Origin of the sequence: Micromonospora sp. NPDC005173 (assembly GCF_040608515.1) — a bacterium.
Classification (GTDB): domain Bacteria; phylum Actinomycetota; class Actinomycetes; order Mycobacteriales; family Micromonosporaceae; genus Micromonospora.
This window is the reverse complement of sequence record NZ_JBEXIK010000016.1, coordinates 113,694-138,057: the sequence shown is the minus strand read 5'-3', so window position 1 is coordinate 138,057 and position 24,364 is coordinate 113,694. Positions and strand designations below refer to the sequence as shown.

General features: G+C 71.7%; 19 protein-coding genes. 9 read left to right on the top strand and 10 right to left on the bottom strand.

Annotated elements, in window-relative coordinates; translation table 11 throughout:
- Positions 1–13: 13 nt before the first annotated feature.
- From ABZV00_RS19765 to ABZV00_RS19745, 5 genes are all read right to left on the bottom strand, one after another.
- A complete protein-coding gene (locus ABZV00_RS19765; RefSeq protein ID WP_355608161.1) occupies positions 14–1,111 on the bottom strand; it encodes a substrate-binding domain-containing protein in 1,098 nt (365 codons plus the stop codon).
- A gap of 192 nt (positions 1,112–1,303) precedes the next feature.
- On the bottom strand, positions 1,304–1,783 hold the full coding sequence (ybaK, locus tag ABZV00_RS19760) for a Cys-tRNA(Pro) deacylase (protein ID WP_328420354.1): 480 nt from the start codon (positions 1,781–1,783) through the stop codon (positions 1,304–1,306).
- A 10-nt stretch (positions 1,784–1,793) separates the two neighbouring features.
- Entirely contained in the window at positions 1,794–2,996 is a 1,203-nt protein-coding gene (locus tag ABZV00_RS19755) for a methyltransferase domain-containing protein (RefSeq protein WP_355608157.1), read from the bottom strand.
- A gap of 43 nt (positions 2,997–3,039) precedes the next feature.
- Positions 3,040–3,228, bottom strand: coding sequence for a DUF397 domain-containing protein (locus ABZV00_RS19750; protein WP_355608154.1), 189 nt, complete (start codon positions 3,226–3,228; stop codon positions 3,040–3,042).
- Positions 3,219–4,019, bottom strand: a complete 801-nt coding sequence (locus ABZV00_RS19745; RefSeq protein WP_355608151.1) for a helix-turn-helix transcriptional regulator — start codon at positions 4,017–4,019, stop codon at positions 3,219–3,221. Before ABZV00_RS19745 ends, ABZV00_RS19750 begins: the two co-directional genes overlap by 10 nt.
- Before the next feature lie 335 nt (positions 4,020–4,354).
- Between ABZV00_RS19745 and groES the strand changes: the two genes are divergently transcribed.
- From groES to ABZV00_RS19730, 3 genes are all read left to right on the top strand, one after another.
- Positions 4,355–4,669 (top strand): co-chaperone GroES, encoded by a 315-nt coding sequence (gene groES, locus ABZV00_RS19740; RefSeq protein ID WP_130404589.1) that lies wholly within the window; start codon positions 4,355–4,357, stop codon positions 4,667–4,669.
- A gap of 70 nt (positions 4,670–4,739) precedes the next feature.
- Positions 4,740–6,380: a chaperonin GroEL gene (gene groL, locus ABZV00_RS19735; protein WP_328420342.1), complete on the top strand. Its 1,641-nt coding sequence runs from the start codon at positions 4,740–4,742 to the stop codon at positions 6,378–6,380.
- Between the two features lie 124 nt (positions 6,381–6,504).
- A complete protein-coding gene (locus tag ABZV00_RS19730) occupies positions 6,505–8,148 on the top strand; it encodes a molybdopterin-dependent oxidoreductase (RefSeq protein WP_355608147.1) in 1,644 nt (547 codons plus the stop codon).
- Between the two features lie 171 nt (positions 8,149–8,319).
- Here ABZV00_RS19730 and ABZV00_RS19725 read toward each other — a convergent pair whose 3' ends face one another.
- Positions 8,320–8,703, bottom strand: coding sequence for a WhiB family transcriptional regulator (locus ABZV00_RS19725; RefSeq protein WP_328420336.1), 384 nt, complete (start codon positions 8,701–8,703; stop codon positions 8,320–8,322).
- Positions 8,704–8,955: 252 nt separating this feature from the next.
- Here ABZV00_RS19725 and ABZV00_RS19720 point away from each other — a divergent pair, with 252 nt between their 5' ends.
- Positions 8,956–9,777: a helix-turn-helix transcriptional regulator gene (locus ABZV00_RS19720; RefSeq protein ID WP_355608144.1), complete on the top strand. Its 822-nt coding sequence runs from the start codon at positions 8,956–8,958 to the stop codon at positions 9,775–9,777.
- 127 nt (positions 9,778–9,904) lie between these two features.
- On the opposite strand, the gene ABZV00_RS19715 is transcribed toward ABZV00_RS19720, so the two are convergent.
- Positions 9,905–10,324 carry a DUF5319 domain-containing protein gene (locus ABZV00_RS19715; protein ID WP_328420332.1) on the bottom strand — a complete coding sequence of 140 codons (420 nt, stop codon included), beginning with the start codon at positions 10,322–10,324 and terminating at the stop codon, positions 9,905–9,907.
- Positions 10,325–10,510: 186 nt separating this feature from the next.
- Between ABZV00_RS19715 and guaB the strand changes: the two genes are divergently transcribed.
- Entirely contained in the window at positions 10,511–12,073 is a 1,563-nt protein-coding gene (gene guaB, locus ABZV00_RS19710; protein ID WP_355608141.1) for an IMP dehydrogenase, read from the top strand.
- Between the two features lie 27 nt (positions 12,074–12,100).
- Positions 12,101–13,219, top strand: coding sequence for a GuaB3 family IMP dehydrogenase-related protein (locus ABZV00_RS19705; protein WP_328420328.1), 1,119 nt, complete (start codon positions 12,101–12,103; stop codon positions 13,217–13,219).
- A gap of 69 nt (positions 13,220–13,288) precedes the next feature.
- On the opposite strand, the gene ABZV00_RS19700 is transcribed toward ABZV00_RS19705, so the two are convergent.
- The gene (locus ABZV00_RS19700) at positions 13,289–16,606 is read right to left on the bottom strand and encodes a ThuA domain-containing protein (RefSeq protein ID WP_355608138.1); all 3,318 of its coding nucleotides are present in this window, start codon (positions 16,604–16,606) and stop codon (positions 13,289–13,291) included.
- 195 nt (positions 16,607–16,801) lie between these two features.
- Positions 16,802–17,929 (bottom strand): sugar phosphate isomerase/epimerase, encoded by a 1,128-nt coding sequence (locus ABZV00_RS19695; protein ID WP_355608135.1) that lies wholly within the window; start codon positions 17,927–17,929, stop codon positions 16,802–16,804.
- Positions 17,930–18,321: 392 nt separating this feature from the next.
- On the opposite strand from ABZV00_RS19695, the gene ABZV00_RS19690 reads away from it, so the two are divergent.
- Complete coding sequence (locus tag ABZV00_RS19690) at positions 18,322–19,746, top strand: M1 family metallopeptidase (protein WP_355608132.1); 1,425 nt, start codon at positions 18,322–18,324, stop codon at positions 19,744–19,746.
- A 108-nt stretch (positions 19,747–19,854) separates the two neighbouring features.
- A complete protein-coding gene (locus ABZV00_RS19685; protein ID WP_355608130.1) occupies positions 19,855–21,312 on the top strand; it encodes a M1 family metallopeptidase in 1,458 nt (485 codons plus the stop codon).
- A gap of 63 nt (positions 21,313–21,375) precedes the next feature.
- On the opposite strand, the gene ABZV00_RS19680 is transcribed toward ABZV00_RS19685, so the two are convergent.
- The gene (locus tag ABZV00_RS19680; protein ID WP_355608127.1) at positions 21,376–22,497 is read right to left on the bottom strand and encodes an LCP family protein; all 1,122 of its coding nucleotides are present in this window, start codon (positions 22,495–22,497) and stop codon (positions 21,376–21,378) included.
- Between the two features lie 146 nt (positions 22,498–22,643).
- On the opposite strand from ABZV00_RS19680, the gene ABZV00_RS19675 reads away from it, so the two are divergent.
- Positions 22,644–24,341, top strand: coding sequence for a GMC family oxidoreductase (locus tag ABZV00_RS19675; protein ID WP_355608123.1), 1,698 nt, complete (start codon positions 22,644–22,646; stop codon positions 24,339–24,341).
- Positions 24,342–24,364 lie beyond the last annotated feature (23 nt).

Sequence of the window (24,364 nt, the reverse complement as noted above, 5' to 3'; positions counted from 1 at the left end):
GCCTGGACGCCGATCAGCGGACGCCGGCTTCGGCGCAGAGTTTGGCGTATCCACCGGAGCAGACCTCGTCCCGGGTGACGAAGTCGTCCGCGATGACGTCCGCGATGTCCTCCCGGTAGACGGCCCGGGGGCTCAGCAGGACCGCGGGGACGGCCCGGCCGGTCTCCGGGTCGCGGACCGTCTGCCCGGTGTCCTTGGTCCTGCCCCGGGCGACCGCGACGGCGAGGTCGGACGCGGCCTCGGCCTCCTCCTTGATTGCTTTGTAGACCGTCATGCACTGGTCGCCGGCGAGGACGTTCTGCAGGCCCTGTGGGTCAGCGTCCTGGCCGGTGACCGGCACCCTGCCGTTGAGCTTGTTCTTCTTCAGCACCGAGATGACAGCGTTGGCGACGCCGTCGTTGGCGGCGATCACCCCGTCGATGCGGCCGTCGGCCTGGGTCAGCTGCTGCTCGAAGATCGTGGCGGCCTGGGCGTTGTCCCAGTCCGGCACCGCGTCCATCGGTCCCTGGGTGTACTCGCCCGCGTCGAACTTCGGCTGGAGCACCGAGTTGTAGCCGCTCTTCAACTGACTGGCGTTGTTGTCGGTCGGTGCACCGTTCAGATAGGACACGGCCGGCTTCCGCACGCCCTTGTCGGCCAGGCACTTCACCAGGCCCTCACCCTGGAGTTTGCCGACGGCCTCGTTGTCGAAGCTGACGTAGTAGAGCGCCGAGCCGCCCACGGTGAGCCGGTCGTAGTCGATGGTGGCGACCCCCTGTGACCTCGCCTTGTCGAGTACGGCCTTGCCGGTGCCGGAGTCCAGGTTCACGATCATCAGGGTGGTGACGCCGTTGGTGATCATCTGTTCGGCGATGGTCTGGAACTGACTCTTGTCACCCTGGGCGTTCTGGATGTCGTACTTGACCCCCGCGCGCTGGAACGCCTCCTCCAGGAACCTGCGGTCGGCGCCCTCCCAGCGCGCCGAGGACTTGCTGTCCGGCAGGATCACGCCGATCTTCGGGGTCTTGGCGGAGCCAGCCTGGTCGACTCCGCCGAACGTGTCGCCACAGGCCGCCGTGCCGCCGGTGGCCAGTAGGCCCGCGGTGGCGAAGGTGAGGAGCCCCTTACGCATGTGCAGGGTCCTTTCCGGGGGTGGGGAGTGTGGTGTTTGTTGTGCCCGGCAACGTATGGCGCTGTCGCCGCGTCCACAAGACTGCCGGGGCGGGGACTTCGTTCGTCGGGGTAACAGTTCGGCAACGCGGCCGTCACCCGGTGATCATCTGGCGCGGACGTGGGCGCTGTCGGCCTCCCCTGGACCGAGCGGTCAGTGGGCCTGGAGCGGAGCGGTCCGGGCTTCGGTCAGCGCCACCAGATCCGCGGCGGCCAACTCAAGCTCAAGACCACGCCGGCCAGCGGAGACGTAGATCGTCGGCAGGTCCAGCGCGGAGTCGTCCAGCACGGTGGGCAGCCGTCGGCGCTGCCCGAGCGGGCTGATTCCGCCCCGTACGTAGCCGGTGGCCCGCTCGGCGACCGTCCGGTCGGCCAGCGCGGCCCGCTTGCCGCCGACCGCTGCGGCGAGCGCCTTGAGGTCCAGCTCGCCGGTGACCGGGACGACCGCCACGGTGAGCGCGCCGTCGACGTCGGTCACCAGCGACTTGAACACGCGCTCCGGCGGTACACCGAGCGCCGCCGCCACCAGCGCGCCGTAGTTCGGCGCGTCCGGCGCCACCCGGTACGGGTGCGTGCGGTGCGCGATGCCGCGCTTGGTCAGCAGTGCTGTCGCCGGAGTGCCCTGTCCCGCCACACTCTGGAACCTAGTCGACCGGGCGGCAGATCAGCACGGTCGGTGCCCCGGCGACCCGGGTGAGCACCAGACTCGCCGCCGTGTCACCGGCCAGCCGCAGGTCCCGCCGGAGCTGCTCCGGAGTGAGCGCGGAACCCCGCTTGAGGATCTCCACCCGACCCACCCGGCGGTCGCGCAGCAGCGTCCGCAGCCGCTTCAGCGAGAACGGCAGCACATCGGTGATCTCCAGGCAGCGCGCGTACGGGGTGCGGGTCGGGCGGTCGGCGTAGAGGTAGGCGATGCTCGGGTCGCCGAGGGTGGCGTCCAGTTCGCCGGCCAGTTCGGCGACGAGGTGCGCGCGGACCACCGCCGGATCCGGGTCGTACAGGTAGCGGCGTGGCGGCCCGACCGGCGCCTCGGCGGCACCCGAGCCGGTGAGCTGGTGGCAGCGGAATTCGTCACCGCCCGCCTCCTGCCGGTACACGGTGGCGCGGCGGGGCACCTCGGCCAGCTCACCGCACCAGAGCGCCGCCTCGACCAGGTCGCCGTCCACGCTGACCCACTCCGCCTCCGCGCCGGTCGGGATGAGCGCGTGGTCCAACCCCGGCGCGACCTTCACCACGGTGCGCGGCACCCGCTCGGCCAGCCCGGTGACGAAGTCCCACGGTGGCGAGTAGGCGCGCGGGTCGAAGATCCGTCGCCCCGTGCCGGCGCGGCGTCGGGCCGGGTCGCAGAAGACGCCATCGACGCCGGAGACGTCGAACGTGGTGGCGTCGCCGCACTCGACCGTGAACAGCTCGGCCAGCCCCGCAGCGGCGGCGTTGGCGGCGGCCATCGCGGCGGTCACCGGGTCGGCCTCCACCCCATACACCCGGATGCCGGCGCGGGCGGCGGCGAGCGCGTCGGCACCGAGCCCGCACCCGAGGTCGGCCAGGGTGCGCACGCCGGCCGCCCGCAGCCGGGCGGCCCGGCGGTCGGCGACCACCCGGCGGGTGGCCTGCTCCAGCCCGGCGCGGGTGAGGAACATCCCGGCGGCGGCCGGGCCGAACTTGCCGACCGCCCGGTGGCGCAGCTCGGCCTGGGTCAGTGCCGCCGAGGCCAGTGCCGGCGGCACGCCGGTCGCGCGCAGGGCCGACGCCGCGGCCAGCGGGTCACCGCCGGCCAGCCCGGCCGCCGCCGCGAGCGCGGCCGACCCCTCGGGGGTACGCAGCGCAGCGAGCTGGTCGAGATCCACCCGGTCATTGTCCCGGGCCGGCCGGGCTGGCTGGACGGTGGTGTCAGTCGGTGGGCGTGGCGGCGACGAAGGCCCGCCAGTTCGCCGGGGTGAAGGTGAGCGCCGGCCCGGTCGGGTCCTTGCTGTCACGCACGGCGACCACGCCGGGCAGGTTGTCGGCGACCTCGACGCAGGCACCGCCGTTGCTGTTGCTGCGGGAGGCCTTGCGCCAGGTGGCGTGGGTCAGGTCCATGTCTGCACCACTTCCTCGATCAGCCGGGCGGACTGCCGGCATGGCAGCGCCTCGCCGGTCACAGTCTCCCAGCGCCGCTCCAGGGCGGCAACGTCGTTCGGGCTGTCCACGGTCTGCCCCCGGAGCTGGTTGTCCAGGTGGACCAGCTCGGCACCGCTCTCAAGCCGGGCCAGGATGAACGGGCCGTTGAGCCCGACATGCCAGGGGGCGTCGGCCGGCACGACCCGGACCTGCACGTTCGGTGCGGTGCCCACGGCCAGCAGGTGCTGTAGCTGGTCGCGCATGGTCTCCCGGTCGCCGAGTTGGCGGCGCAGCGTGTGCTCCTCCAGCACCGCGACGAGCTGCGGGCGCGGGTCGGCGGTCAGCAGCGACTGCCGGGCGAGCCGGGCCACCACCCGCGTCTCCACCTCTTCGGCGGTCAGCTCGCCGCCCACGCCGAGCATCGCCCGCGCGTACCCCTCGGACTGGAGCAGGCCGGGGATCACCGTCGGGTCGTACCAGCGCAGCGCCGCCGCCTCCCGCTCGATCTCGTCCCACGGGCGGAACCAGTCGGGCGCGGCGTGGAAGCGGACCAGCTCCAGCATGCCGACGAAGAGGCCGCCGGTGTCCAGGATTGAGTCGATGCGGGCCAGGTAGTCCGGCTTGACCGGGCTCTGCCCGGTCTCGACCGCACTCACGTACGACGATGAGTAGTTGACCAGCTTGCCCAGTTCCTCCTGGCTGAGCCCGCGCGCCTGGCGTGCCCGGCGTAGCTGTTCGTGCAGGAACGTCAGGGTCGGTATCCGGGTCACTCGGCTCCCCTTCGTCGGCATCCGGTGGTGGCAACCGACGGTAGGGAGGTGGCCACGGTGCGGCGAGGTGCTCCCGGCGTGTTGCGGTAACGACTGGCGGAACTGTGGCGACACGGCGGAGGGTGCGTTGGCACTCTCCTTGACGGAGTGCTAGCCACGGAATAACCTGCGATTAGCACTCTCACCCTGAGGGTGCCAGCTCCCGGGTCTCACGACCCGGGTGCGAAACGCCAGGCGGACCGGCACCCGCGACGACGGCCCCGCCCGGTGGCATGAGGCAGATTGACGCTGGTTGGCCTCGCCGACCGGCAACGAAACCAGTACCCCAGGAGGGTATGCCCGTGACTACCGCGACCAAGGTTGCGATCAAGCCGCTCGAGGACCGCATCGTGGTCCAGGCGAACGAGGCTGAGACCACCACGGCGTCGGGCATCGTGATCCCCGACACCGCCAAGGAGAAGCCGCAGGAGGGCACTGTCCTCGCTGTCGGCCCGGGGCGCGTCGACGACAACGGCAACCGAGTTCCGGTTGACGTCAAGGTCGGCGACACCGTCCTCTACTCGAAGTACGGCGGCACCGAGGTCAAGTACGCCGGCGAGGAGTACCTGGTGCTCTCCGCCCGCGACGTCCTCGCGGTCATCGAGAAGTAAGCAACCGATCAGTGTCGTTGCCCCGGTCCGGCTCGCCGGGCCGGGGCAACGGCGCTTCGAAGGGACATTCATGGCGAAGATCCTTAGCTTCTCGGACGACGCCCGGCACCTGCTGGAGCACGGTGTCAACGCCCTCGCTGACGCGGTCAAGGTCACCCTCGGCCCGCGCGGGCGCAACGTCGTCCTGGACAAGAAATTCGGTGCGCCGACGATCACCAACGATGGTGTGACCATCGCCAAGGAGATCGAGCTCACCAATCCCTACGAGAACCTCGGCGCGCAGCTGGTCAAGGAGGTGGCGACCAAGACCAACGACGTCGCCGGCGACGGGACCACCACCGCGACCGTGCTGGCCCAGGCGATGGTCCGCGAGGGCCTGCGCAACGTCACCGCCGGGACCAACCCGGCCGGCCTCAAGCGAGGCATCGACGCGGCGGCCACCAAGATCTCCGAGGCGCTGCTCGGCCGGGCCGCCGAGGTCACCGGCAAGGAGTCGATCGCGAACGTGGCGACGATCTCCGCGCAGGACTCCACCATCGGCGAGCTGATCGCCGAGGCGATGGAGCGGGTCGGCCGCGACGGTGTCATCACCGTCGAGGAGGGCTCCGCGCTCACCACCGAACTGGACGTGACCGAGGGTCTCCAGTTCGACAAGGGCTTCATCTCGCCGAACTTCGTCACCGACCTGGAGGGTCAGGAGTCCGTCCTTGAGGACGCGTACATCCTGGTCACCACCCAGAAGATCTCGGCGATCGAGGAGCTGCTGCCGCTGCTGGAGAAGGTCCTGCAGAACAGCAAGCCGCTGCTGATCATCGCCGAGGACGTGGACGGCCAGGCGCTCTCCACCCTGGTGGTCAACTCGCTGCGCAAGACCCTCAAGGTCTGCGCCGTGAAGGCCCCGGGCTTCGGTGACCGCCGCAAGGCCATGCTCCAGGACATCGCGATCTCCACCGGCGCCGAGCTGGTCGCCCCGGAGCTGGGCTACAAGCTCGACCAGGTCGGCCTGGAGGTGCTCGGCACCGCCCGGCGCGTCGTGGTCGACAAGGAGAACACCACGATCGTCGACGGCGGCGGCCAGTCCTCCGACGTTGCCGACCGGGTGGCCCAGATCCGCAAGGAGATCGAGGCCTCCGACTCCGACTGGGACCGGGAGAAGCTGGCCGAGCGGCTGGCGAAGCTCTCCGGCGGCATCGCCGTGATCAAGGTGGGCGCGGCGACCGAGGTCGAGATGAAGGAGCGCAAGCACCGCATCGAGGACGCCATCGCGGCGACCAAGGCTGCGGTCGAGGAGGGCACCGTGCCCGGCGGCGGCGCCGCCCTGGTGCAGATCCTTCCGGTGCTCGACGACGACCTGGGCTTCACCGGTGAGGAGAAGGTCGGCGTCTCGATCGTGCGCAAGGCGCTGGTCGAGCCGCTGCGCTGGATCGCGCAGAACGCCGGCCACGACGGCTACGTCGTGGTCCAGAAGGTCGCCGGCAAGGAGTGGGGCCACGGCCTCGACGCCGCCACCGGCGAGTACGTCGACCTGGTCAAGGCCGGCATCATCGACCCGGTGAAGGTGACCCGCAACGCGGTCACCAACGCCGCCTCGATCGCCGGCCTGCTGCTCACCACGGAGAGCCTCGTGGTGGAGAAGCCGGAGCAGGCCGAGCCGGCCGCCGGCGGTGGGCACGGCCACGGTCACGGCCACCAGCACGGCCCGGGCTTCTGACCCGGTAGCGGTACCTTCCCGGGGCACACCGTCGTACGACGGTGTGCCCCGGTCCGCGTCCGGGGTCAGCACCGAGCGCTGACGTGGTTGGCGACCGGGTGAGATGACCGCGCACACTGGGCCGATGAGCACCATGTCGCGGCGGTACGCCGCGCTGGCCGGAGTCACCGCCGCCGCCGTCGCGATCGGGATCGCGGAACCGGTGGCGGTGCTGACCGGGCCCCGGTCGGCACCGCTGGTCGCGGTCGGCGGGGTGGTCGTCGACGCCGTCCCGGAGTCGCTGAAGCAGCTCGCTATCGACCTCTTCGGCACCGCCGACAAGATCGCGCTCCTGGTCGGCACCGCGCTGCTGCTGGGAGCGTTCGCCGCGCTGCTGGGGGTGCTGGCGGTGCGCCGGTTGGCCCTCGGCCTGGCCGGCATCGCGGCGTTCGCCGCCGTCGGCGTGGCCGCCGCGCTGACCCGTCCCGGCGCGGACGCCGCCGACGCGCTGCCGTCGCTGGTCGGCGGCGGTCTCGGCGCCCTGGTGCTGTGGATGTTCATCGCCGGTCCGCTGGAGCTGGACCCGTGGCCCTGGTCCCCACCCACTCCACCCACTCCGGCCGCGCCGGCGGGCTCGGTGGGCTCGGACGGCTTGCCGGGCTCGGTGACGCCGGCCGCGCCGCCGGTGCCCGTCGGGCGGGCGTCGGACGACGGGGTCAACCCGGAGTCGCGGCGGAGATTCCTCACCGGCGCCGGGGTGTTGCTGGGTACGGCCACGGTGGCCGGACTCGGCGGGCGCTGGCTGGCCGGGCGGCGCGGCGTGTCCGCCGCCCGGGAGGCGATCCGGCTGCCCGCGCCGGTCGCCCCCGCACCGGCCCTGCCGGCGGGCGCCGACCTCTCGCTGGCCCAGCTCGCGCCGTACGTCACCCCGAACTTCGGGTTCTACCGGATCGACACCGCGTTGGTGGTGCCGCAGGTGGACCCGGCGACCTGGCGGCTGCGGATCCACGGGCGGGTCGGCACCGAGCGCACCTACACGTACGCCGACCTGCTCGCCCGGCCGTTGGTCGAGCGGTACGTCACGCTGGCCTGCGTCTCCAACGAGGTGGGCGGGGACCTGATCGGTAACGCCCGGTGGCTCGGCGTACCCCTGCGTGAACTGCTGGACGAGGTCCAGCCGGACGCGGACGCAGACCAGGTCGTCGGCCGGTCGGTCGACGGCTGGACCTGCGGCACCCCCACCGCCGCGCTGCGCGACGGGCGGGACGCGCTACTGGCGATCGGCATGAACGGGGAGCCGCTGCCGGTCGAGCACGGCTTCCCGGTCCGCATGGTGGTGCCCGGCCTGTACGGCTACGTGTCGGCGTGCAAGTGGGTGACAGAGCTGGAGCTGACCCGGTTCGCCGACTTCGACGCGTACTGGGTGCCGCGGGGCTGGTCCGTCCAGGGGCCGATCAAGACCCAGTCGCGGATCGACGCGCCGCGCTCGCGTAACCGGCTGACTGCCGGCCCGGTGACGGTGGCCGGGGTGGCCTGGGCGCAGCACCGGGGCATCCGCCGGGTCGAGGTGCGCGTCGACGGCGGCCCCTGGCAGGAGGCGGAGCTGGCCCCGACGGTGTCGGTGGACACCTGGGTGCAGTGGTCGTGGCGCTGGGACGCCACGCCGGGCGAGCACCGGCTCCAGGTCAGGGCGACCGATGCGACCGGGGAGACCCAGACCGAGCGTGAGCAGGGTGTGGTCCCGGACGGTGCCACCGGCTGGCACACGGTCACCGTCAACGTCCGCTGACCGCGAGCCGGCGGCGGTGCAGGGGTTTCCCGTGGAGATCTTGGACAGTTTCCGCTCCGTGCGAACGGAGCGGAAACTGTCCAAGATCCGTGCGCTCCGACCCGGAAGACGCGGAAACCGCGCCCTCAGCGGGTGGGGGCGCGGTTCGCGGTGTCGCGGGGGAGTGCCGGGTCAGGCGACGTTGCGCTGGGCCGGGACGGTCGACTTGTGCGGGTGGCCCAGTCGGGCCTCCAGTCGGGTCACGTCGACCCGGGCCTGCCGGCGGTCCGCCAGGTCCTCCCAGCCGACGGCGAGCAGGCGTAGCCGCTCCGACTCGCTGAAGCCACCCCACACGCCGTACGGCTCGCGGACCGACAGCGCGTGCGCGGCGCACTCGGCACGGACCGGGCAGGCACGGCAGACCGCCTTGGCGGAGGACTCCCGACGCAACCGGGAGGAGCCCCGCTCGCCGTCGGGGTGGAAGAACTGAGCGCTGTCCCGCCCACGGCAGGCACCGAGACGCTGCCAGTCCCAGAGATCGACGATGGGTCCGGGCAGTCTACGTACGTTCGACATCAGCACCCCTCCTCCCGCGCGGCACCGCGAGATCCTTGTGGCCGGCTTCCGGGCGGCGGGCCGCGCAGGCGCACCGTTTCCGGCCTGGATTTCTCGGTACCCGGGCTGTCCCCGGCTCACACTTCTGTGATCGAGAACGCCCCAGAACTTGCGGCTTTTGCCCCATCTGTCGGAAAAGTTCGGAGGATTGCCGGGAACCCCCTCCCCGGCCGACCCCGTCATGGTCTGCTCGTGGTCGGAGAGGAGATCACAGTGCGTAGCGTTCTTGTGTGCGTTCGGACACCACTCGCGGCCCAGCACCTGACTTCCGCGGCCGCGCGGCTGGGGTTGTCCGCGATCGTTCGTACCGCTGTCTCCGATCCCGAGGTGATGCTGCGGCTGGCCGAGCGGCCGGCCGACGTGGTGCTGGCCGACACGGCCCTCACCCGGCCGGACAGCGCCGGCTTCGTGCGCCGGGTGCTGGCCCGCGCGCCGCAGGCCGCGGTGCTGCTGCTCGGCGCCGAGGAGTCCGAGGCCGCGGCGGCCACCATCAGCGCCGGCGCCCGGGGCCTCATCCAGAACGCCGACCACGACCTGACCAGCGCGGTGGCCAAGGCGCTGCTGCTGCTCACCGCGCCCGGCCGGGCCACCCGGCAACGGGCCACCGATCCGGCCCGGGACACGGCGGCGGTCGGGGGTTCCGCCCGCTCCGCGCCGTCGCTGCGCGGTTCGGCCGAGCCGGGCTGGGCCGCCGCGTCCGCCGAGGGCCCGGCTGGTGTGCCGTCGGTGCCGGTGCAGCGGGGCGACGACGAGCCTGAGCCGGCGACCGGTGAGTCGGCGACCGACCAGCAGAGCGACCCGCCCCGTCCCACCCCGGCTGCCCGGCCCGCCCGGGCGTCGATCGGGCTCACCGAGCGGGAGCTTCAGGTGCTGCTGGGCATGGCCGAGGGCAAGAGCAACGCGGAGATTGGCCGGGAGTTGTTCGTCTCGGAGGACACCGTCAAGACCCACGCCCGCCGGCTGTTCCGCAAGCTCGGCGCCCGGGATCGCGCCCACGCGGTGGCCGCCGGGTTCCGCGCCGGCCTGGTCGCCTGACCCACCCACCCACGTGCCTGATCGTGCTCGATCCAGGATGCAGTGGCCTCCCCGAACCGGGAGGCCACTGTTTCCTTGTCGCAGCACGATCTTGCCGGCGCGAACGCCGGCGGGGTCAGGACGGGGGTCAGTCGGTGGAGGGGGAAGCGCCCGGCTCGTCCTCGGTGCCCTCGGTCAGGGTGTCGTGCACCCCGTCGGCGTACCCGCGGGCATAGTCCCAGGTCACGTAGTGGTCCGGGTCCGGGTCGTACGCCGGCTCGTGCACCCGGGGCCGGCCCGAGTTGAGCAGGTGGCGCAGGTTGCCCCGGAGCAGATCCCAGTCGAAGTAGTGCGGCTCGCGGCAGTCTTCGCATTCGATGACCAGCCCGCGGACCCCGATCGGTGCCAGCAGCGCCTGGTAGATCTCCAGGTCGGCGAGGTCCTCCAGCACATCCTGCCGCTCGACGTCGGTCAGCGGATCCGGCGTCGCGTCGTCGCCCGGATCGTCCAGCCCCGCGGTCGGGTCGGCCGGGTCGCCGTTGAACGGGTCGATGGGCTCGTCGTGCACCCCCTCACCGTAGACCCAACGCGGCGGGGACGTCCGCCCCCGGCGCCGCGCCGGGCCGGCCCGCCACCGGCAGAGGTCGCCCAGCTCACTGGGTACGATGGGACGACGTGCCGGCACCGTGGCATGTTCCGGTGCCCGCCCGCGCCACCTCGCTGAAGCCCATCCGAGCAGCTCAGGGGAGCAATCGTGGAAAATTCGCCCAACAACGATCTTCCGGCCGGCGCCGAGCACGCCGACCTGGGCGGCCACCTGCCCGAGCTGCCCGCCGGCTCGGCCCGGGTGGTTCCGCTCGGCCTCACCTTCGATGACGTGCTGCTCCAGCCGGGCGAGTCGGACGTGGTTCCCAGCCGGGTCAACACCCGCACCCGCCTCACCCGCAACATCGAGTTGACCGTCCCGCTGCTCTCCAGCGCCATGGACACCGTCACCGAGGCGCGGATGGCGATCGCCATGGCCCGCCAGGGTGGCATCGGCGTGCTGCACCGCAATCTCTCACTGGAGGACCAGGCCCTCCAGGTCGACCTGGTCAAGCGCTCCGAGTCCGGCATGATCACCAACCCGGTGACCGCCAGCCCCGGCGACACCCTGCGCGATGTCGACGAGCTGTGCGGGCGGTACCGGATCTCCGGCGTGCCGGTGGTGGACGGCGACGGCCAGCTCGTCGGCATCGTCACCAACCGCGACATGCGCTTCGTCTCCGAGCCGAACACCCCGGTACGGGAGATCATGACCCGGACGCCGCTGGTCACCGCCCGGGTCGGGGTGAGCAAGGACGAGGCACTGGACCTGCTGCGCCAGCACAAGATCGAGAAGCTGCCGATCGTCGACGACTCGGGCCGGCTGCGCGGGTTGATCACCGTCAAGGACTTCACCAAGAGCGAGCAGTACCCGGACGCCACCAAGGACGACGCGGGCCGACTGCGGGTGGCCGCCGCCGTGGGGGTCGGCGAGGACGCGTACAAGCGGGCCCGCACCCTGGTCGACGCGGGCGTGGACGTGCTGATCGTGGACACCGCGCACGGCCACCAGCGGGCCGTGCTGGACATGGTCCGGCAGCTCAAGAGGGACGTCGCCATCGACATCGTGGGCGGCAACGTGGCCACGTACGCCGGCGCGCGGGCGTTGGTCGAGGCCGGCGCCGACGGGATCAAGGTCGGCGTGGGTCCGGGCGCGATCTGCACCACCCGCATCGTCGCCGGGGTCGGCGTGCCGCAGATCACCGCGATCATGGAGGCGGCCCGGGCCGCCCGCCCGGCCGGCGTGCCGGTGATCGGCGACGGCGGCATTCAATACTCCGGCGACATCGCCAAGGCGCTGGTCGCCGGCGCCGACACGGTGATGCTCGGCAGCCTGCTGGCCGGCTGCGAGGAGAGCCCGGGCGACCTGATCTTCATCAACGGCAAGCAGTACAAGGCGTACCGCGGGATGGGCTCGCTCGGAGCGATGCAGTCCCGGGGCCAGGCCAAGTCGTACTCGAAGGACCGGTACTTCCAGCAGGACGTGCTCGCCGAGGACAAGTTGGTCCCCGAGGGCGTCGAGGGCCAGGTGCCCTACCGGGGCCCGCTGTCCGCGGTCGCCCACCAGCTCACCGGCGGGCTGCGCGCCGCGATGGGGTACGTCGGCGCGGAGAGCATCCCCGAGCTGCACCGGCGTGGCCAGCTGATCCGGATCACCGCGGCCGGGCTCAAGGAGAGCCACCCGCACGACATCCAGATGACCGTCGAGGCGCCCAACTACCACTCCCGCTGACCATCCCCCAACAACCTGGAGTCCCCCATGCGTGACGTGGTCGAGATCGGGCTGGGCAAGACCGCGCAGCGCGGTTACCACCTGGACGACATCGCCATCGTGCCGAGCCGCCGGACCCGGGACGTCGACGACGTCTCCACCGCCTGGCAGCTCGACGCGTACCCGTTCGGCATCCCGTGCGTCGGGCACCCCTCCGACGCCACGATGAGCCCGTCGTCGGCGGTCCGGCTCGGTGAGCTCGGCGGCCTCGGCGTGCTCAACGTCGAGGGGTTGTGGACCCGCTACGAGAACCCGACCAAGGTGCTGGAGGAGCTGGCCGGCCTCGACGAGGACGCCCGCGCCACCAAGCGGCTCCAGGAGGTGTACGCCGAGCCGATCCGCCCCGACCTGATCGCGGAGCGGGTCCGCGAGCTGCGCGCCGGTGGCAGCACGGTGGCGGTGCGGGTCTCCCCGCAGCACACCCTGGCGCTGGCCCCGGTGATCCTGGACGCCGGGGTGGACATCCTCGTCATCCAGGGCACCATCGTCTCGGCCGAGCACGTCTCGACCACCGACGAGCCGCTGAACCTCAAGGAGTTCATCGCCGACCTCGACCTGCCGGTGATCGTCGGCGGCTGCACGGACTACAAGACCGCGCTGCACCTGATGCGCACCGGCGCGGCCGGCGTGATCGTGGGCATCGGCGGCGACGAGTGGTCGACCACCGAGTCGGTGCTGGGCATCCGGGTGCCGATGGCCACCGCGATCGCCGACGCCGCAGCGGCCCGCCGGGACTACCTCGACGAGACCGGCGGCCGGTACGTGCACCTGATCGCCGACGGTGACATCCAGACCTCGGGTGACATCGCCAAGGCGCTCGGCTGCGGCGCGGACGCGGTGATGCTCGGCGAGCCGCTGTCGCTCTGCGACGAGGCGCCCGCCGGTGGTGCCTGGTGGCACTCGGCGGCCAGCCACCCGTCGCTGCCCCGCGGCGCGTTCGAGGTCTCCGGCGACCCGATCGGGTCGATGGAGCAGCTGCTCTTCGGCCCGGCCGACGAGGCCGACGGCCAGCTCAACCTGTTCGGCGGGCTGCGCCGCGCGATGGCCAAGTGCGGCTACCGCGACCTCAAGGAGTTCCAGAAGGTTGGCCTGGTCCTCGACCGCTGACCCGTCCCCCGTGCGCCGGAAGGCCGGCCCCGCCACGTTGCGGGGCCGGCCTCCGTCGTACCGGGGGCGTCAGCCCTCGGTGAACTCGACCCAGTTCAGGTTGACCAGGCCGCTGGTCGGGCCGCCGGGTACGGCGGTGAAGACCAGGTAGAGCCGGTGCGCCCCGGCGGGCTGGTCCACCGGCACCGTGGTGCTGGTGAAGGCCCCGTTGCCGGTGGTCGCGTTCAGCGTCGCCGTGGCGACGACCGGGCCGGTCGGCGAGTCGAGCCGCAGCTCAACCCCGGCCCGGGCGGTGCCGGCAGTGGCCGCCGAGCCTCCCGAGTGCCGCAGCGTCACGGTGGTCACCCCGCCCAGGTTGATCGGGTCGAAGGCGACGTGGTCGCCCGGGTCGATCCCGCTGACGTGCTGCCCGCCGCCGGTGTCGCCGGTGTTGGCCACCTCGACACCCTGCTTCACCTGGGCGTTCTCGGCCTGCTGCCGGGGCGCCTGGATGATCGCCTGGCCGACCGTGGTGAGTGCCCCCTGGCCGCCGCCACCGAGGTCGGTGTACGAGGCGCTGATCCCGCCGTACAGGTACCCGCCGGCGTGGTCACCGCCGTCGGCCGGCGTGGCGAGGATGCCGGTGCAGCCGGTGGTGGAGCTGTCCGGGTGGCCGTGGCTGTCATGGCCGAGGACGAAGGTCACGGTCACCCGCGAGCAGTCCACCGGCCCGTCCTCCGGGTCGGTCACCGTGACGGTGAACGGCACGCTCTCACCCCAGGTGAAGAAGCTGCCGGCCACCGGGGAGGTGACGGTCACCGTGGGCGCGGTGTTGCCGACCACGATCTCCTTGGTGAGCACCGCGGTCCGTCCGCTGGAGTCGGTCACCGTCAGCTTGGCGGTGTACGTCCCGTTCGCGGTGTAGGTGAACGACGGGCTCGGGTCGGCCGAGTCGACCGTGCCGTCACTGGTGAAGTCCCAGGCGTACGAGATGGACTCGCCCGGGTCCGGGTCGTAGCTGCCGGCCGAGGAGAACTGCACGGTCAGCGGTGCCGTCCCCGAGGTCGGGGTGGCATCGAGCTTCGCCACCGGCGACCGCTGGCCCTTGACGTACCGGATCACCGACAGCTGTGCGTCCGGGTTGGCCCGGAAGAAGCCGTCGCCGTACTCCAGCAGGTAGAGCGAGCCGTCCGGGCCGAACTCCATGTCCATCGGGTTGTCGAAGACGACGCCCGGCAGGAACTGCTCGACCCCGGTCAGGGTGCCCTTGCCGTCGGTCCGCATCATGAAGATCTTGTCCCGGGTGAACTCACCGAACACCACCGCGTTCTGGTAGTACTCGGGGAACTTCACCTCCGAGGTCGACGCCGGGTCGTACGAGTAGATCGGGCCGCCCATCGGGCCGACGCCGCCGGTGCCGATCACCGGCCACTTGAAGTCGCAGCCGACCGGCGGGTTCTCCAGGTACGAGCCGGCACACGGGGTGCGTCCGTCGAACGTGTACCAGAACTGCGGCTGCTCGACCTTCGGCAGCACCCGCAGGCCGGTGTTACGCGGCGAGTTGTTGACCGGGGCGCCGCAGTTGAACGGGGCGCCCGAGGTCCGGGTGACGAAGTCGAAGTCGATGTACGGCAGGCTCGGCGAGTAGCAGTACGGCCAGCCGTAGTTGCCGGCCTTGTTGGTGGCGAACCAGCGGCCGGTGCCGTCCGGCCCGCGGGTGGCGCTGGGGACACGGGAGTCCGGCGAGTAGTCGCCGACGTAGACCATGCCCCGGGCGTCCACGTCGTAGCGGAACGGGTTGCGCAGCCCCATCAGGAAGATCTCCGGCCGCGTCTTCCCGGCGGTGTCCTGCTCCTCCGGGAAGAGGTTGCCCTTGGGGACGGTGTACGTGCCGTTGGCCCGCACCTTGATCCGCAGCAGCTTGCCGCGCAGGTCGTTGGTGTTGGCGGAGGAGCGCTGCGCGTCGTAGCCGGGGCCCTGGGTCGGCGACTCGTTGATCGGGGTGTACCCGTCGGAGCCGCCGGCGTTGGTGTCGTCCCCGGTGACCAGGTAGAGCAGCCCCTTACCGTCGAACTTGATCTCACCGGCTACGTGGCAGCAGATGCCGCGGTCCACGTCGACGCGGAGGATCTGCTGCTCGGTGCTCATGTCCAGGTGCGGGGTGGGGGAGTCCACCAGCTTGACCCGGGAGAGCTGGTTGTAGCCCTTGAACTTGTCCCAGACCGTCGGGTCGGTGGAGGTGGCCGGCGCGTCGCCCTCGTTGACGCCCGGGGTGGCCGGGTTGTCGACCGGGGTGTTCAGCTTCGGCGCGTAGTAGATGTAGACCCACTTGTTGGTCGCGAAGTCCGGGTCGATCGCCACCGACTGGAGGCCGTCCTCGTCGTGCTGGTACACGTCGACGGTGGTGATCACCGGGCTGGCACCGGTGGCCGGGTCGTAGAGTCGCACCTCGCCGCCGCGGGTGTTGTGCAGCACCCGGCCGTCCGGGAGCACGGCCAGCGACATCGGCTCGCCGGGGTCGTCGTTGAGGGTGACCTTCTCGTAGTTGCCGAGCACCGTGGCGCCACAGTCGCCCTCGATCACGCCGGCGGACCACTGGATGCCGCCGAGCAGGTGCTCGCGGAACTTCGCCGAGCGGTACGTCTCGATGCTGTGCCCGAGGCCGGTGTAGAAGGATCGACCGCCCTGGTAGTCCTTGCACCAGGTGACGGGGTGGTCGTACCCCATGGCGCCGCCGGTGTAGGTCTTCTCGTCCACCGTGCCCAGGACGTGCGCGGTGCCCCGGACGTTGCGGTTGAAGTTGTACCACTCCTCGGTGAGGGTGAGTGTGCGCGGCAGCGTCTCGGTCGCCGGGTGGGCCCGGTCGGCCACGTCCACCACGCCGCGGACGACCGGCGAGGCACCGGCCACCTTCGCGCCGACCAGGTCCTGGTAGAAGGCCCAGTCCGGCTCGGTCTCCGCCGCCGCGTGCACGCCGACGTAGCCGCCGCCGGCCTTGACGTACGACTCGAAGGCCGCCTCCTGGCTGGCGTTGAGCACGTCACCGGTGGTGTTGAGGAAGACCACCGCCCGGTACTTCGCGAGCTCGGCGGCGGTGAACACGGCGGCGTCCCGGCTCACCGTGACCTTGAAGTCGTTCGCCTGGGCCAGCTTCCGGATGGTGTCGACGCCGTCGGTGATGGATGCCCGGCGCTCACCGGCGGTCTTGGTGAACACCAGCACCCGGTAGGTCTGCGGTGCGCGGGCGGCGGAGCGGAGCGCGGCCGGCCCGTTCTCCACGACGGCCGGCGTGCTCGGGGGCGCGTCGTCGGTCGGTGCGGCGGCGGCGGGGACGGCGGAGGTGAGGGGGATGGTGAGGATGAGTCCAGCGGCGACGGCTAGCCATCGTCGTCCGGTCGGTCGGGTCATCGTTCCTCCGGTGGTCGGCAGGCGCGCGGCATCCCCGGCCTGTTGGGGCCGGCAGCGCGACTGCGTGGGGGATGGGACCGGGCGCGTCCCGTCGCCGTACGGGAGGCGCGGTGTGACCCGGCCGGTGGTCGACCGTCCGGTCACCGGCCGCCGGCGGCGTGGCCGGCGTCGGAGGGACGCCGGCCACGCCGGGGGTCACTTCTTGAGGTAGATCGTCAGGTCGGACATGTTGCGGTAGCTGAGCGCCGCGAAGTCGAGCGACTGGGCCCGGTTGGCGGTGCCACCGGGGGCGGTGTCCATCTCCCAGTTGGCGTGGTGGAAGTCCCGCTCGCCGATGGTCTGGAAGAACTGCTGGAAGTTGAGGTCGCCCTCGCCCAGCGGGGTCATCTGGTGGCCGTTGGGCACGCTGGTGTCCCGGTCGCCGTCCTTGGCGTGGAAGAGCGGGAACCGGGTGGTCCGGTCGGCCACGGTGAGGATCGGGTCGAACAGGTCGGTCACCTCGCGGCCGGTCGGGTCGATGTACTTCTGGTGCTTGTACCGGGCCACGTAGGCCCAGTAGATGTCGAGCTCGAAGTAGACGTACCGGGGGTCCGTCTTGCCGAAGAAGTACTCCAGCCGCCGGACGCCGGAGGAACGGGTGGGGCGACCCTGGTCGTCCAGCGGCCCGGAGTCGAGCAGGAAGCTGTACGCGGCGTCGTGGTTGTGCGTGTAGAGCCGCATGCCGCGGGCCCGGGCCTGCCGGCCCAGCTCGTTCCAGGTGTCGGCGGCGGCGTCCCAGTCGGCCTTGTACGCGCTGTTGGTCGGGTCGCTGCCGGTGCCGATGTTCTTCATGCCGAGTTCCTCGGCGATGTCCAGCTGCTGCTGGAAGGTGGCCGCCTGGATCGAGGCGTGGGTGCCGTTGGCCACCAGGCCGTTGTCGTCGAGGATCTTGCGGATCTCGGTCGGGGTGATCTGCCGGCCGAGGATCGCGGTGTTCTGGGTGTAGCCGGCGAACTCGATCTCCTTGTAGCCGATCTCGGCGAGCCGGGCGAGGACCTGCTCGAAGCCGTACGGCACGCCGCTGTCGTCGGGCGCCGCGGTGATCCGGTCCCGGACGCTGTAGAGGATGATGCCGCGGTTCTTCGACGGGATCAGCGGCTCGACCCGCAGCTTGCTCTTTCCCTTGTCCCTGTCCTTGGAGTGGGCGAGTGCGGGGGTGCCGGTGGCGAGCACCGGCAGGCCGGCCGCGCCGAGCGCGGCGGCGGCGCCGGCGGACGCGGCGAGCAGTGACCGGCGGCTGAGCCGACCGGCAGAAGAGGCGTCGGGTGCGATCTGGTCTGGCATTGTTCCACCTTTCGCGACGGCGGTTTGCCGTCGATAACGATCAGCAGAGGTGCGAGAGGGTAGGTCGCGGGGCGCCGCCGAGCGCCCGTTCCGCGCTCCCGGTGGACCGGGACCGCGCGGTGCCGCGAAGTTGAAGGGGCAGGTCCACGCCGCCGCCACGGCGTGTCGAGCCGGGACGAGGCCCCGTCTCCGGTAGCGGTCGGCGTGAATGTTCCGAACGCGTTACATCTTGGAGACAGACACTAACGTCGGTCGAAGCCAAAAGAAAGTATCGATCAGCACCAACTTTTGTTTGGATCGACGAAAGTCACTGATGATCGTCGATACCGGCCTCGCGTCCGCCTGCGCTGGCTACGCTCGTCGTGACCGGGGACGTCGCAGGAGGAGTGTGCATGGTCCTGACCGGACGGAGACCGCCCCGGCGCCGGGTGGCCGTCGCCGTCACCGCGCTGACCAGCGCGATCGCCCTGGGCGCGGCTGGCTGCACGGGCGCCGACCGCGACATGTTCCGGCCGGGTGCCGCCGACGCCGGAGACCCGTACGTTCCAGGCCACGGCAACGGCGGGTACGACGTCAAGAACTACCACCTGGACGTCCGCTACGACCCGGCGACCGACCGGCTGACCGGCCGGGCCACCATCACGGCGACGGCAACCCAGGACCTGTCCCGGTTCAACCTGGACCTGGTCGGTCTGCAGGTCGGCGCGGTCACCGTCAACGGCACCCGGGCCGAACACCGCCGCGACGACGGCGAGCTGGTGGTGACCCCGCCCGACGGGTTGTCACGCGGCCGGCCGTTCACCGTGGCGGTCGACTACGCCGGCGTACCCACCGCCGTCACCGACGGGGCGCTGGGCAGTGGCGGTTTCCTGCACACCGCCGACGGCGCGGTCGCGCTCGGCCAGCCCGCCTCCGCCGCCACCTGGTTCCCGGTCAACGACCACCCGTCGGACAAGGCCAGCTACGAACTGGCGGTGACCGTCCCGGACGGTCTCTCCGCCCTGAGCAACGGGGTGCCCGGGCCGAAGAGCAGCGCCGACGGCTGGACCACCTGGCGCTGGTCGGAGCGCACCCCGATGGCCAGCTACCTGAGCACCCTGGTGATCGGCGACTACCGGGTGGTGACCGGCAGTCACGCCGGCCAGCCGATGATCACCGCGGTGGCGGCGAGCCTGCCGGCGACCGGTGGCGCGGCCGGCTCGCTGGCCCGCACCGGAGAGATCGTCGACTTCCTGGCCAGCCGCTTCGGCCCGTACCCGTTCGAGTCGTACGGCGGGATCGTCGTCGCCGACGACCGGGTCGCCTACGCGCTGGAGACCCAGTCCCGGCCCGTCTACGGGCCCGCCTTCTTCGCCGACGACCGGCCCAATCCGGGCGTGGTCGCGCACGAGCTGGCCCACCAGTGGTTCGGCGACAGCGTGTCGCTCACCAGGTGGGGGGACATCTGGCTCAACGAGGGCTTCGCCAGCTACGCCGAGTGGCTGTGGGAGGAGCACGACGGCGGCCGGACCGCGCAGCGCAACTTCGAGCTCCAGTACGCGGCGACCGACTGGTCGCAACCAACGGTCGAGCCGGGCCGGGAGCGGATGTTCGGCGCCGCCGTCTACAAGCGTGGCGCGCTCGCCGTGCACGCGCTGCGCCGGACCGTCGGCGACGCCACGTTCTTCCGCATCCTGCACACCTGGACCACCGAGCGGGCGGCGGGCAGCGGCACCACCGCGGACTTCGTCGCGCTGGCCGAGCGGGTGGCCGACCGGCAGCTACGCCCGCTGTTCGACGCCTGGTTGGTGGGTGGTGCGGCGCCTACCCTGCCGTGACGGGGCCGTGATGACCGATCGATAGGCTGCCGCCTGCGATCGGCCGGGAGTTGCCGCTCGCGCGGAGCGGCGGAGGCCGCCTCCGCCACCGTACGGGGGAGGCTCGTGATGCGGGTGACGAGGCGCAGGTTGCGGGTTGGTGTCGGTCTGCTGGTGACCGGGGCGCTCGCACTGTCCGGATGCAACTCGGCCGCCCCGGAGGCGGCGCCGTCGCCGAGTGCGTCCCCGACGCCGTCGCGGACCTTCACCGCGGGCGCGGCCGGGGTCGGCGATGCCTACTTCCCGAGCTACGGCAACGGCGGCTACGACGTCGGGCGGTACACCGTCAAGGTGCGCTACGACCCGGCGAAGGATCGGCTGACCGGCACGGCCACGGTGCAGGCCACGGCGACGGCCGACCTGTCGACGTTCAACCTCGACCTGGCCGGCCTGACCGTCAAGACGGTCACCGTGGATGGCGCACCGGCCACCCACACCCGGGAGAAGAACGAGCTGGTGATCAAGCCGGCGGCCGGGCTGATCACGGGCAACGGCTTCGTCGCCGAGATCGCCTACGAGGGGGTGCCGAAGCCGCTGAAGAACGAGGTGCTCGGCGAGGGCGGTTTCCTGCACACCTCCGACGGTGCCATCGCGCTGGGCCAGCCCGAGTCGGCGAGCACCTGGTTCCCGGTCAACGACCATCCGTCCGACAAGGCGGCGTACGACTTCGAGATCACCGTCCCGGACGGCCTCACCGCGGTCAGCAACGGTGTGCCGGGCGGCAAGGCAAGCACGGACGGCTGGACCACCTGGAAGTGGTCGGAGAAGTCGCCGATGGCCAGTTACCTGAGCACGCTGGTGATCGGCAAGTTCCGGATCACCACCGCCGAGCACAAGGGACGTCCGGTGTACAGCGCGGTCACCACCACGGTGGCCAAGGGCGCCGCGGACGCGTCGATCGCGCAGACCGTCAAGGTGGCCGACTACCTGGAGAGCGTGTTCGGGCCGTACCCGTTCGACGCGTACGGCGGCGTGGTGGTCTCCGACAGCCGCATCGCGTACGCGCTGGAGACGCAGAGCCGTCCGGTCTACTCCGCCGGCTTCTTCCGGCGCGGCGAGAACACCGAGGTGGTCGCCCACGAGCTGGCCCACCAGTGGTTCGGCGACAGTGTGGCGCTGGCCAAGTGGGAGGACATCTGGCTCAACGAGGGCTTCGCGACGTACGCGGAGTGGCTCTGGGCCGAGCACACCAAGGAGTACACCGCCAAGCAGGCGTTCGACATCCGGTACGCCCAGGTGCCGGCCCAGGTGTGGAAGACGCCGCCGGGCAAGCCGGGGGCGAAGGAGTTGTTCAGCGAGTCGGTCTACCAGCGTGGCGGGATGACCCTGCACGCGCTGCGGGTGGCCGTCGGCGACAAGGCGTTCTTTGAGATCGTCAAGACCTGGGCGGCGGAGAAGCGCAACGGCACCGCCACCACCGCCGAGTTCGTGGCCCTCGCCGAGCGCATCTCCGGCAAGCAGCTCGGCGCTCTCTTCGACGCCTGGCTCTACGGCACCAAGAAGCCCTCAACCCCCAAAGCCCTCTGACGGCCCATCCCCTTCCCGCCGCGAATCGGGGACCGAAAGCTCAAGATCGCGGCGGGGAGGGGGTCAGGTTTTGATGCGTAGGGTGGGGTGGGCGGACAGGTAGGCGTCGGCGCGGCCGGCACGGAGTTCGGTGATGAACTTCTGGCCGACACTGGTGAGCTGTTCGCCGCGATAGGCGCTGCCCTTGCCGACGCCCGAGCCGGGCAGGCCGACCAGCACGAACCGGTCCTCCGGCACCCCACCCAACGCGTACGCCAGGTCGACGATCCGGCGGCCACCGACGTAGATCAGGGTGTCGCCCAGCGCGGCGACCACCTGGTCGACCCGCTCCGGCTGCCGGGCCAGGCCCTCGTCCAGGATCTTGCGAGTCAGCGCCCGGATCAGCTGCTGCTGGTGGCGCTGCCGGGCATAGTCGCCGCCGGTGATGTAGCGCTGCCGTGCGTAGTCCAGCGCCTGCCAGCCGTTGAGGTGCCGCTCGCCCTTTTCGTAGACCATCTGCGGCCCGGTGTACCCGCCGGGCACACTCTCCCGGTGCTTGCCGTCCGGCCGGCGGTGCAACGAGGCGACCCGCTGGTCGATGTAGACGTCCACCCCGCCCAGGGCGTTCACCAGCCGGTCGAACCCGGTGAAGGTGAGCACCGCGCCGGCGTCGATGCGGAGCCCGGTGTACCCGCTGACCGTGCTGCGCAGCAGTTCGTATCCCTGGGCTGTGCTCGGCTCTTTGGGCTTGCCCGGCACCCGGCTGCCGTAGCTCATCGCGTGGGTGAGTTTGGTCTTGCCACCGGCGTAGCCGGCCTTCGGGAACGCCGGGATGTCCACCAGCAGGTCGCGGGGGAGGGAGAAGAGGTACGCCCGGCCCAGCCCCTTGGGTACGTGCAGCACGAGCACGGCGTCGGCGTGCGGCTCCCAGCCGGGCACGCTGACCCGGGTGTCCACCCCGACCAGCAGCAGGTTCAGCGGACCGGTGATGTTGGCGCCCGGCGGCGGCCCGGACGGGCGGGGGGTGGGCGTGCCGGCCGGCGTGGCGCTCGGTGAGCCGGCCACCGGTGCCGTTCGGTCGGGCGTGTCGTTGCCGGTCAGCCGGGTGATCACCACTGCCCCGGCCGCGACCAGCGCGACGACGGCGAGGGCCGCCAGACCCAGCAGCAGCCACCGTCGACGCGGCGCCATCGACGCGAGGTTCATGTTGGACGTCCTTCCCACCCGTATCCGAACAACGCCCCGACGAGTGCTCCAGGTTGCGGCCGGGAGGCGCCGGGTCGGTCGGCCGGTGCATGATCGCGCGAAAACGGGCGCTGGCGCGAGCGCTACTCGCGAGTAATGATGCGTCCATGCGGTATGACGTGGTCGTCATCGGGTCCGGCTTCGGCGGCAGCGTCACCGCGCTCCGGCTGGCCGAGAAGGGCTATTCGGTCGGCGTGCTGGAAGCCGGCCGACGCTTCGCCGACGACGAGTTCCCGCAGACGTCCTGGCGGGCTCGCCGGTTCCTGTGGGCACCGAAGCTGGGCTGCTACGGCATCCAGCGGCTCACCCTGCTCCGCCCGGCCGACCGGCGATCGGGTGGCGGCGTGCTGGTGCTCTCCGGAGCGGGGGTGGGCGGCGGCTCGCTGGTCTATGCGAACACCCTCTACGAGCCGCTGCCGGCCTTCTACACCGACCCGCAGTGGCGGGACATCACCGACTGGCGTGACGAGTTGGCCCGTCACTACGACCAGGCGAAGCGGATGCTCGGTGTCACCACGTACCCGCTGAACACCGGCGCGGACCGGGCCATGCGGGCGGTGGCCGACCGGATGGGGGTGGGGCACACCTTCCACGCCACCCCGGTGGGCGTGCACATCGGCCGCCCCGGCGAGCGGGTCGCCGACCCGTACTTCGGCGGCGCCGGCCCGGAGCGCACCGGCTGTCTGCACTGCGGCTCGTGCATGACCGGCTGCCGACACGGGGCGAAGAACACACTGGTCAAGAACTATCTCTGGCTCGCCGAGCGGCTGGGCGCCACGGTGCATCCGCTGACCACGGTGACCGCCGTCAAACCGGCCGCCGGCGGCGGGTACGAGGTGCACACGGTCCGCACCGGCGCCTGGCTGCGTCACCGCCGCCAGGTGATCCACGCCGACCAGGTGGTCTTCGCCGCGGGCGCGCTCGGCACCCAACGGCTGCTGCACGAGATGAAGGCCGACGGTGCGCTGGCCGGGCTCTCGTCCCGCCTCGGCGAGCTGACCCGGACCAACTCGGAGGCGATCCTCGGCGCCTCGGTGGCGCGCCAGCGGGCCCGGGCCGAGCGGTTGGACTTCAGCGAGGGGGTGGCCATCACCAGCTCGTTTCATCCCGACCCGCAGACGCACATCGAGCCGGTCCGCTACGGGCGCGGCTCCAACGCGATGGGGCTGCTCCAGTCGCTGCTGGTCGACGGTGGTCCGCACCGGGTCCGGCGCTGGCTGGGCAGCATCGTGCGGCAGCCCGGGCTGGCCGCCCGGATGCTGTCGGTGCGCGGCTGGTCGGAGCGGACGGTGATCGCCCTGGTGATGCAGTCGCTGGACAACTCGCTGACCACCCGGTGGCGGCGCGGCGTGTTCGGCCGTCGGCTGGTCACCGGCCCGGGCCACGGCACGCCGAGCCCGACCTGGATCCCGGCCGGCAACACCGCGGCCCGGCTGCTCGCCGAGGAGATCGGTGGTACGCCCGGCGGCTCGCTCACCGAGCCCTTCGACATCCCGATGACCGCGCACATCCTGGGCGGGGCGGCGATCGGGGCCACCCCGGCCGACGGGGTGATCGATCCCTACCACCGGGTGTACGGGCACCCCGGGCTGCACGTGGTGGACGGAGCCGCGGTCTCGGCCAACCTGGGCGTCAACCCATCGTTGACCATCACGGCCCAGGCCGAACGCGCCATGTCCCTCTGGCCCAACAAGAACGACCCGGACCCGCGCCCCCCACTCGGCACCCCCTACCGCCGCCTGGACCCGGTCCCACCCCGAGCCCCGGCTGTCCCACCCGAGGCACCGGCCGCCCTGCGCCCCTGACTCACCCCTCGGCGATCTCGCGG

Excerpts from the sequence above, each read along its gene's own strand:
- ABZV00_RS19765 (WP_355608161.1), bottom strand. The coding sequence starts at position 1,111 with ATGCGTAAGGGGCTCCTCACCTTCGCCACCGCGGGCCTACTGGCCACC.
- ABZV00_RS19750 (WP_355608154.1), bottom strand. The coding sequence starts at position 3,228 with ATGGACCTGACCCACGCCACCTGGCGCAAGGCCTCCCGCAGCAACAGC.
- groES (WP_130404589.1), top strand. The coding sequence starts at position 4,355 with ATGCCCGTGACTACCGCGACCAAGGTTGCGATCAAGCCGCTCGAGGAC.
- groL (WP_328420342.1), top strand. The coding sequence starts at position 4,740 with ATGGCGAAGATCCTTAGCTTCTCGGACGACGCCCGGCACCTGCTGGAG.
- ABZV00_RS19730 (WP_355608147.1), top strand. The coding sequence starts at position 6,505 with ATGAGCACCATGTCGCGGCGGTACGCCGCGCTGGCCGGAGTCACCGCC.
- ABZV00_RS19725 (WP_328420336.1), bottom strand. The coding sequence starts at position 8,703 with ATGTCGAACGTACGTAGACTGCCCGGACCCATCGTCGATCTCTGGGAC.
- ABZV00_RS19705 (WP_328420328.1), top strand. The coding sequence starts at position 12,101 with ATGCGTGACGTGGTCGAGATCGGGCTGGGCAAGACCGCGCAGCGCGGT.
- ABZV00_RS19700 (WP_355608138.1), bottom strand. The coding sequence starts at position 16,606 with ATGACCCGACCGACCGGACGACGATGGCTAGCCGTCGCCGCTGGACTC.
- ABZV00_RS19695 (WP_355608135.1), bottom strand. The coding sequence starts at position 17,929 with ATGCCAGACCAGATCGCACCCGACGCCTCTTCTGCCGGTCGGCTCAGC.
- ABZV00_RS19690 (WP_355608132.1), top strand. The coding sequence starts at position 18,322 with ATGGTCCTGACCGGACGGAGACCGCCCCGGCGCCGGGTGGCCGTCGCC.
- ABZV00_RS19685 (WP_355608130.1), top strand. The coding sequence starts at position 19,855 with ATGCGGGTGACGAGGCGCAGGTTGCGGGTTGGTGTCGGTCTGCTGGTG.
- ABZV00_RS19680 (WP_355608127.1), bottom strand. The coding sequence starts at position 22,497 with ATGAACCTCGCGTCGATGGCGCCGCGTCGACGGTGGCTGCTGCTGGGT.
- ABZV00_RS19675 (WP_355608123.1), top strand. The coding sequence starts at position 22,644 with ATGCGGTATGACGTGGTCGTCATCGGGTCCGGCTTCGGCGGCAGCGTC.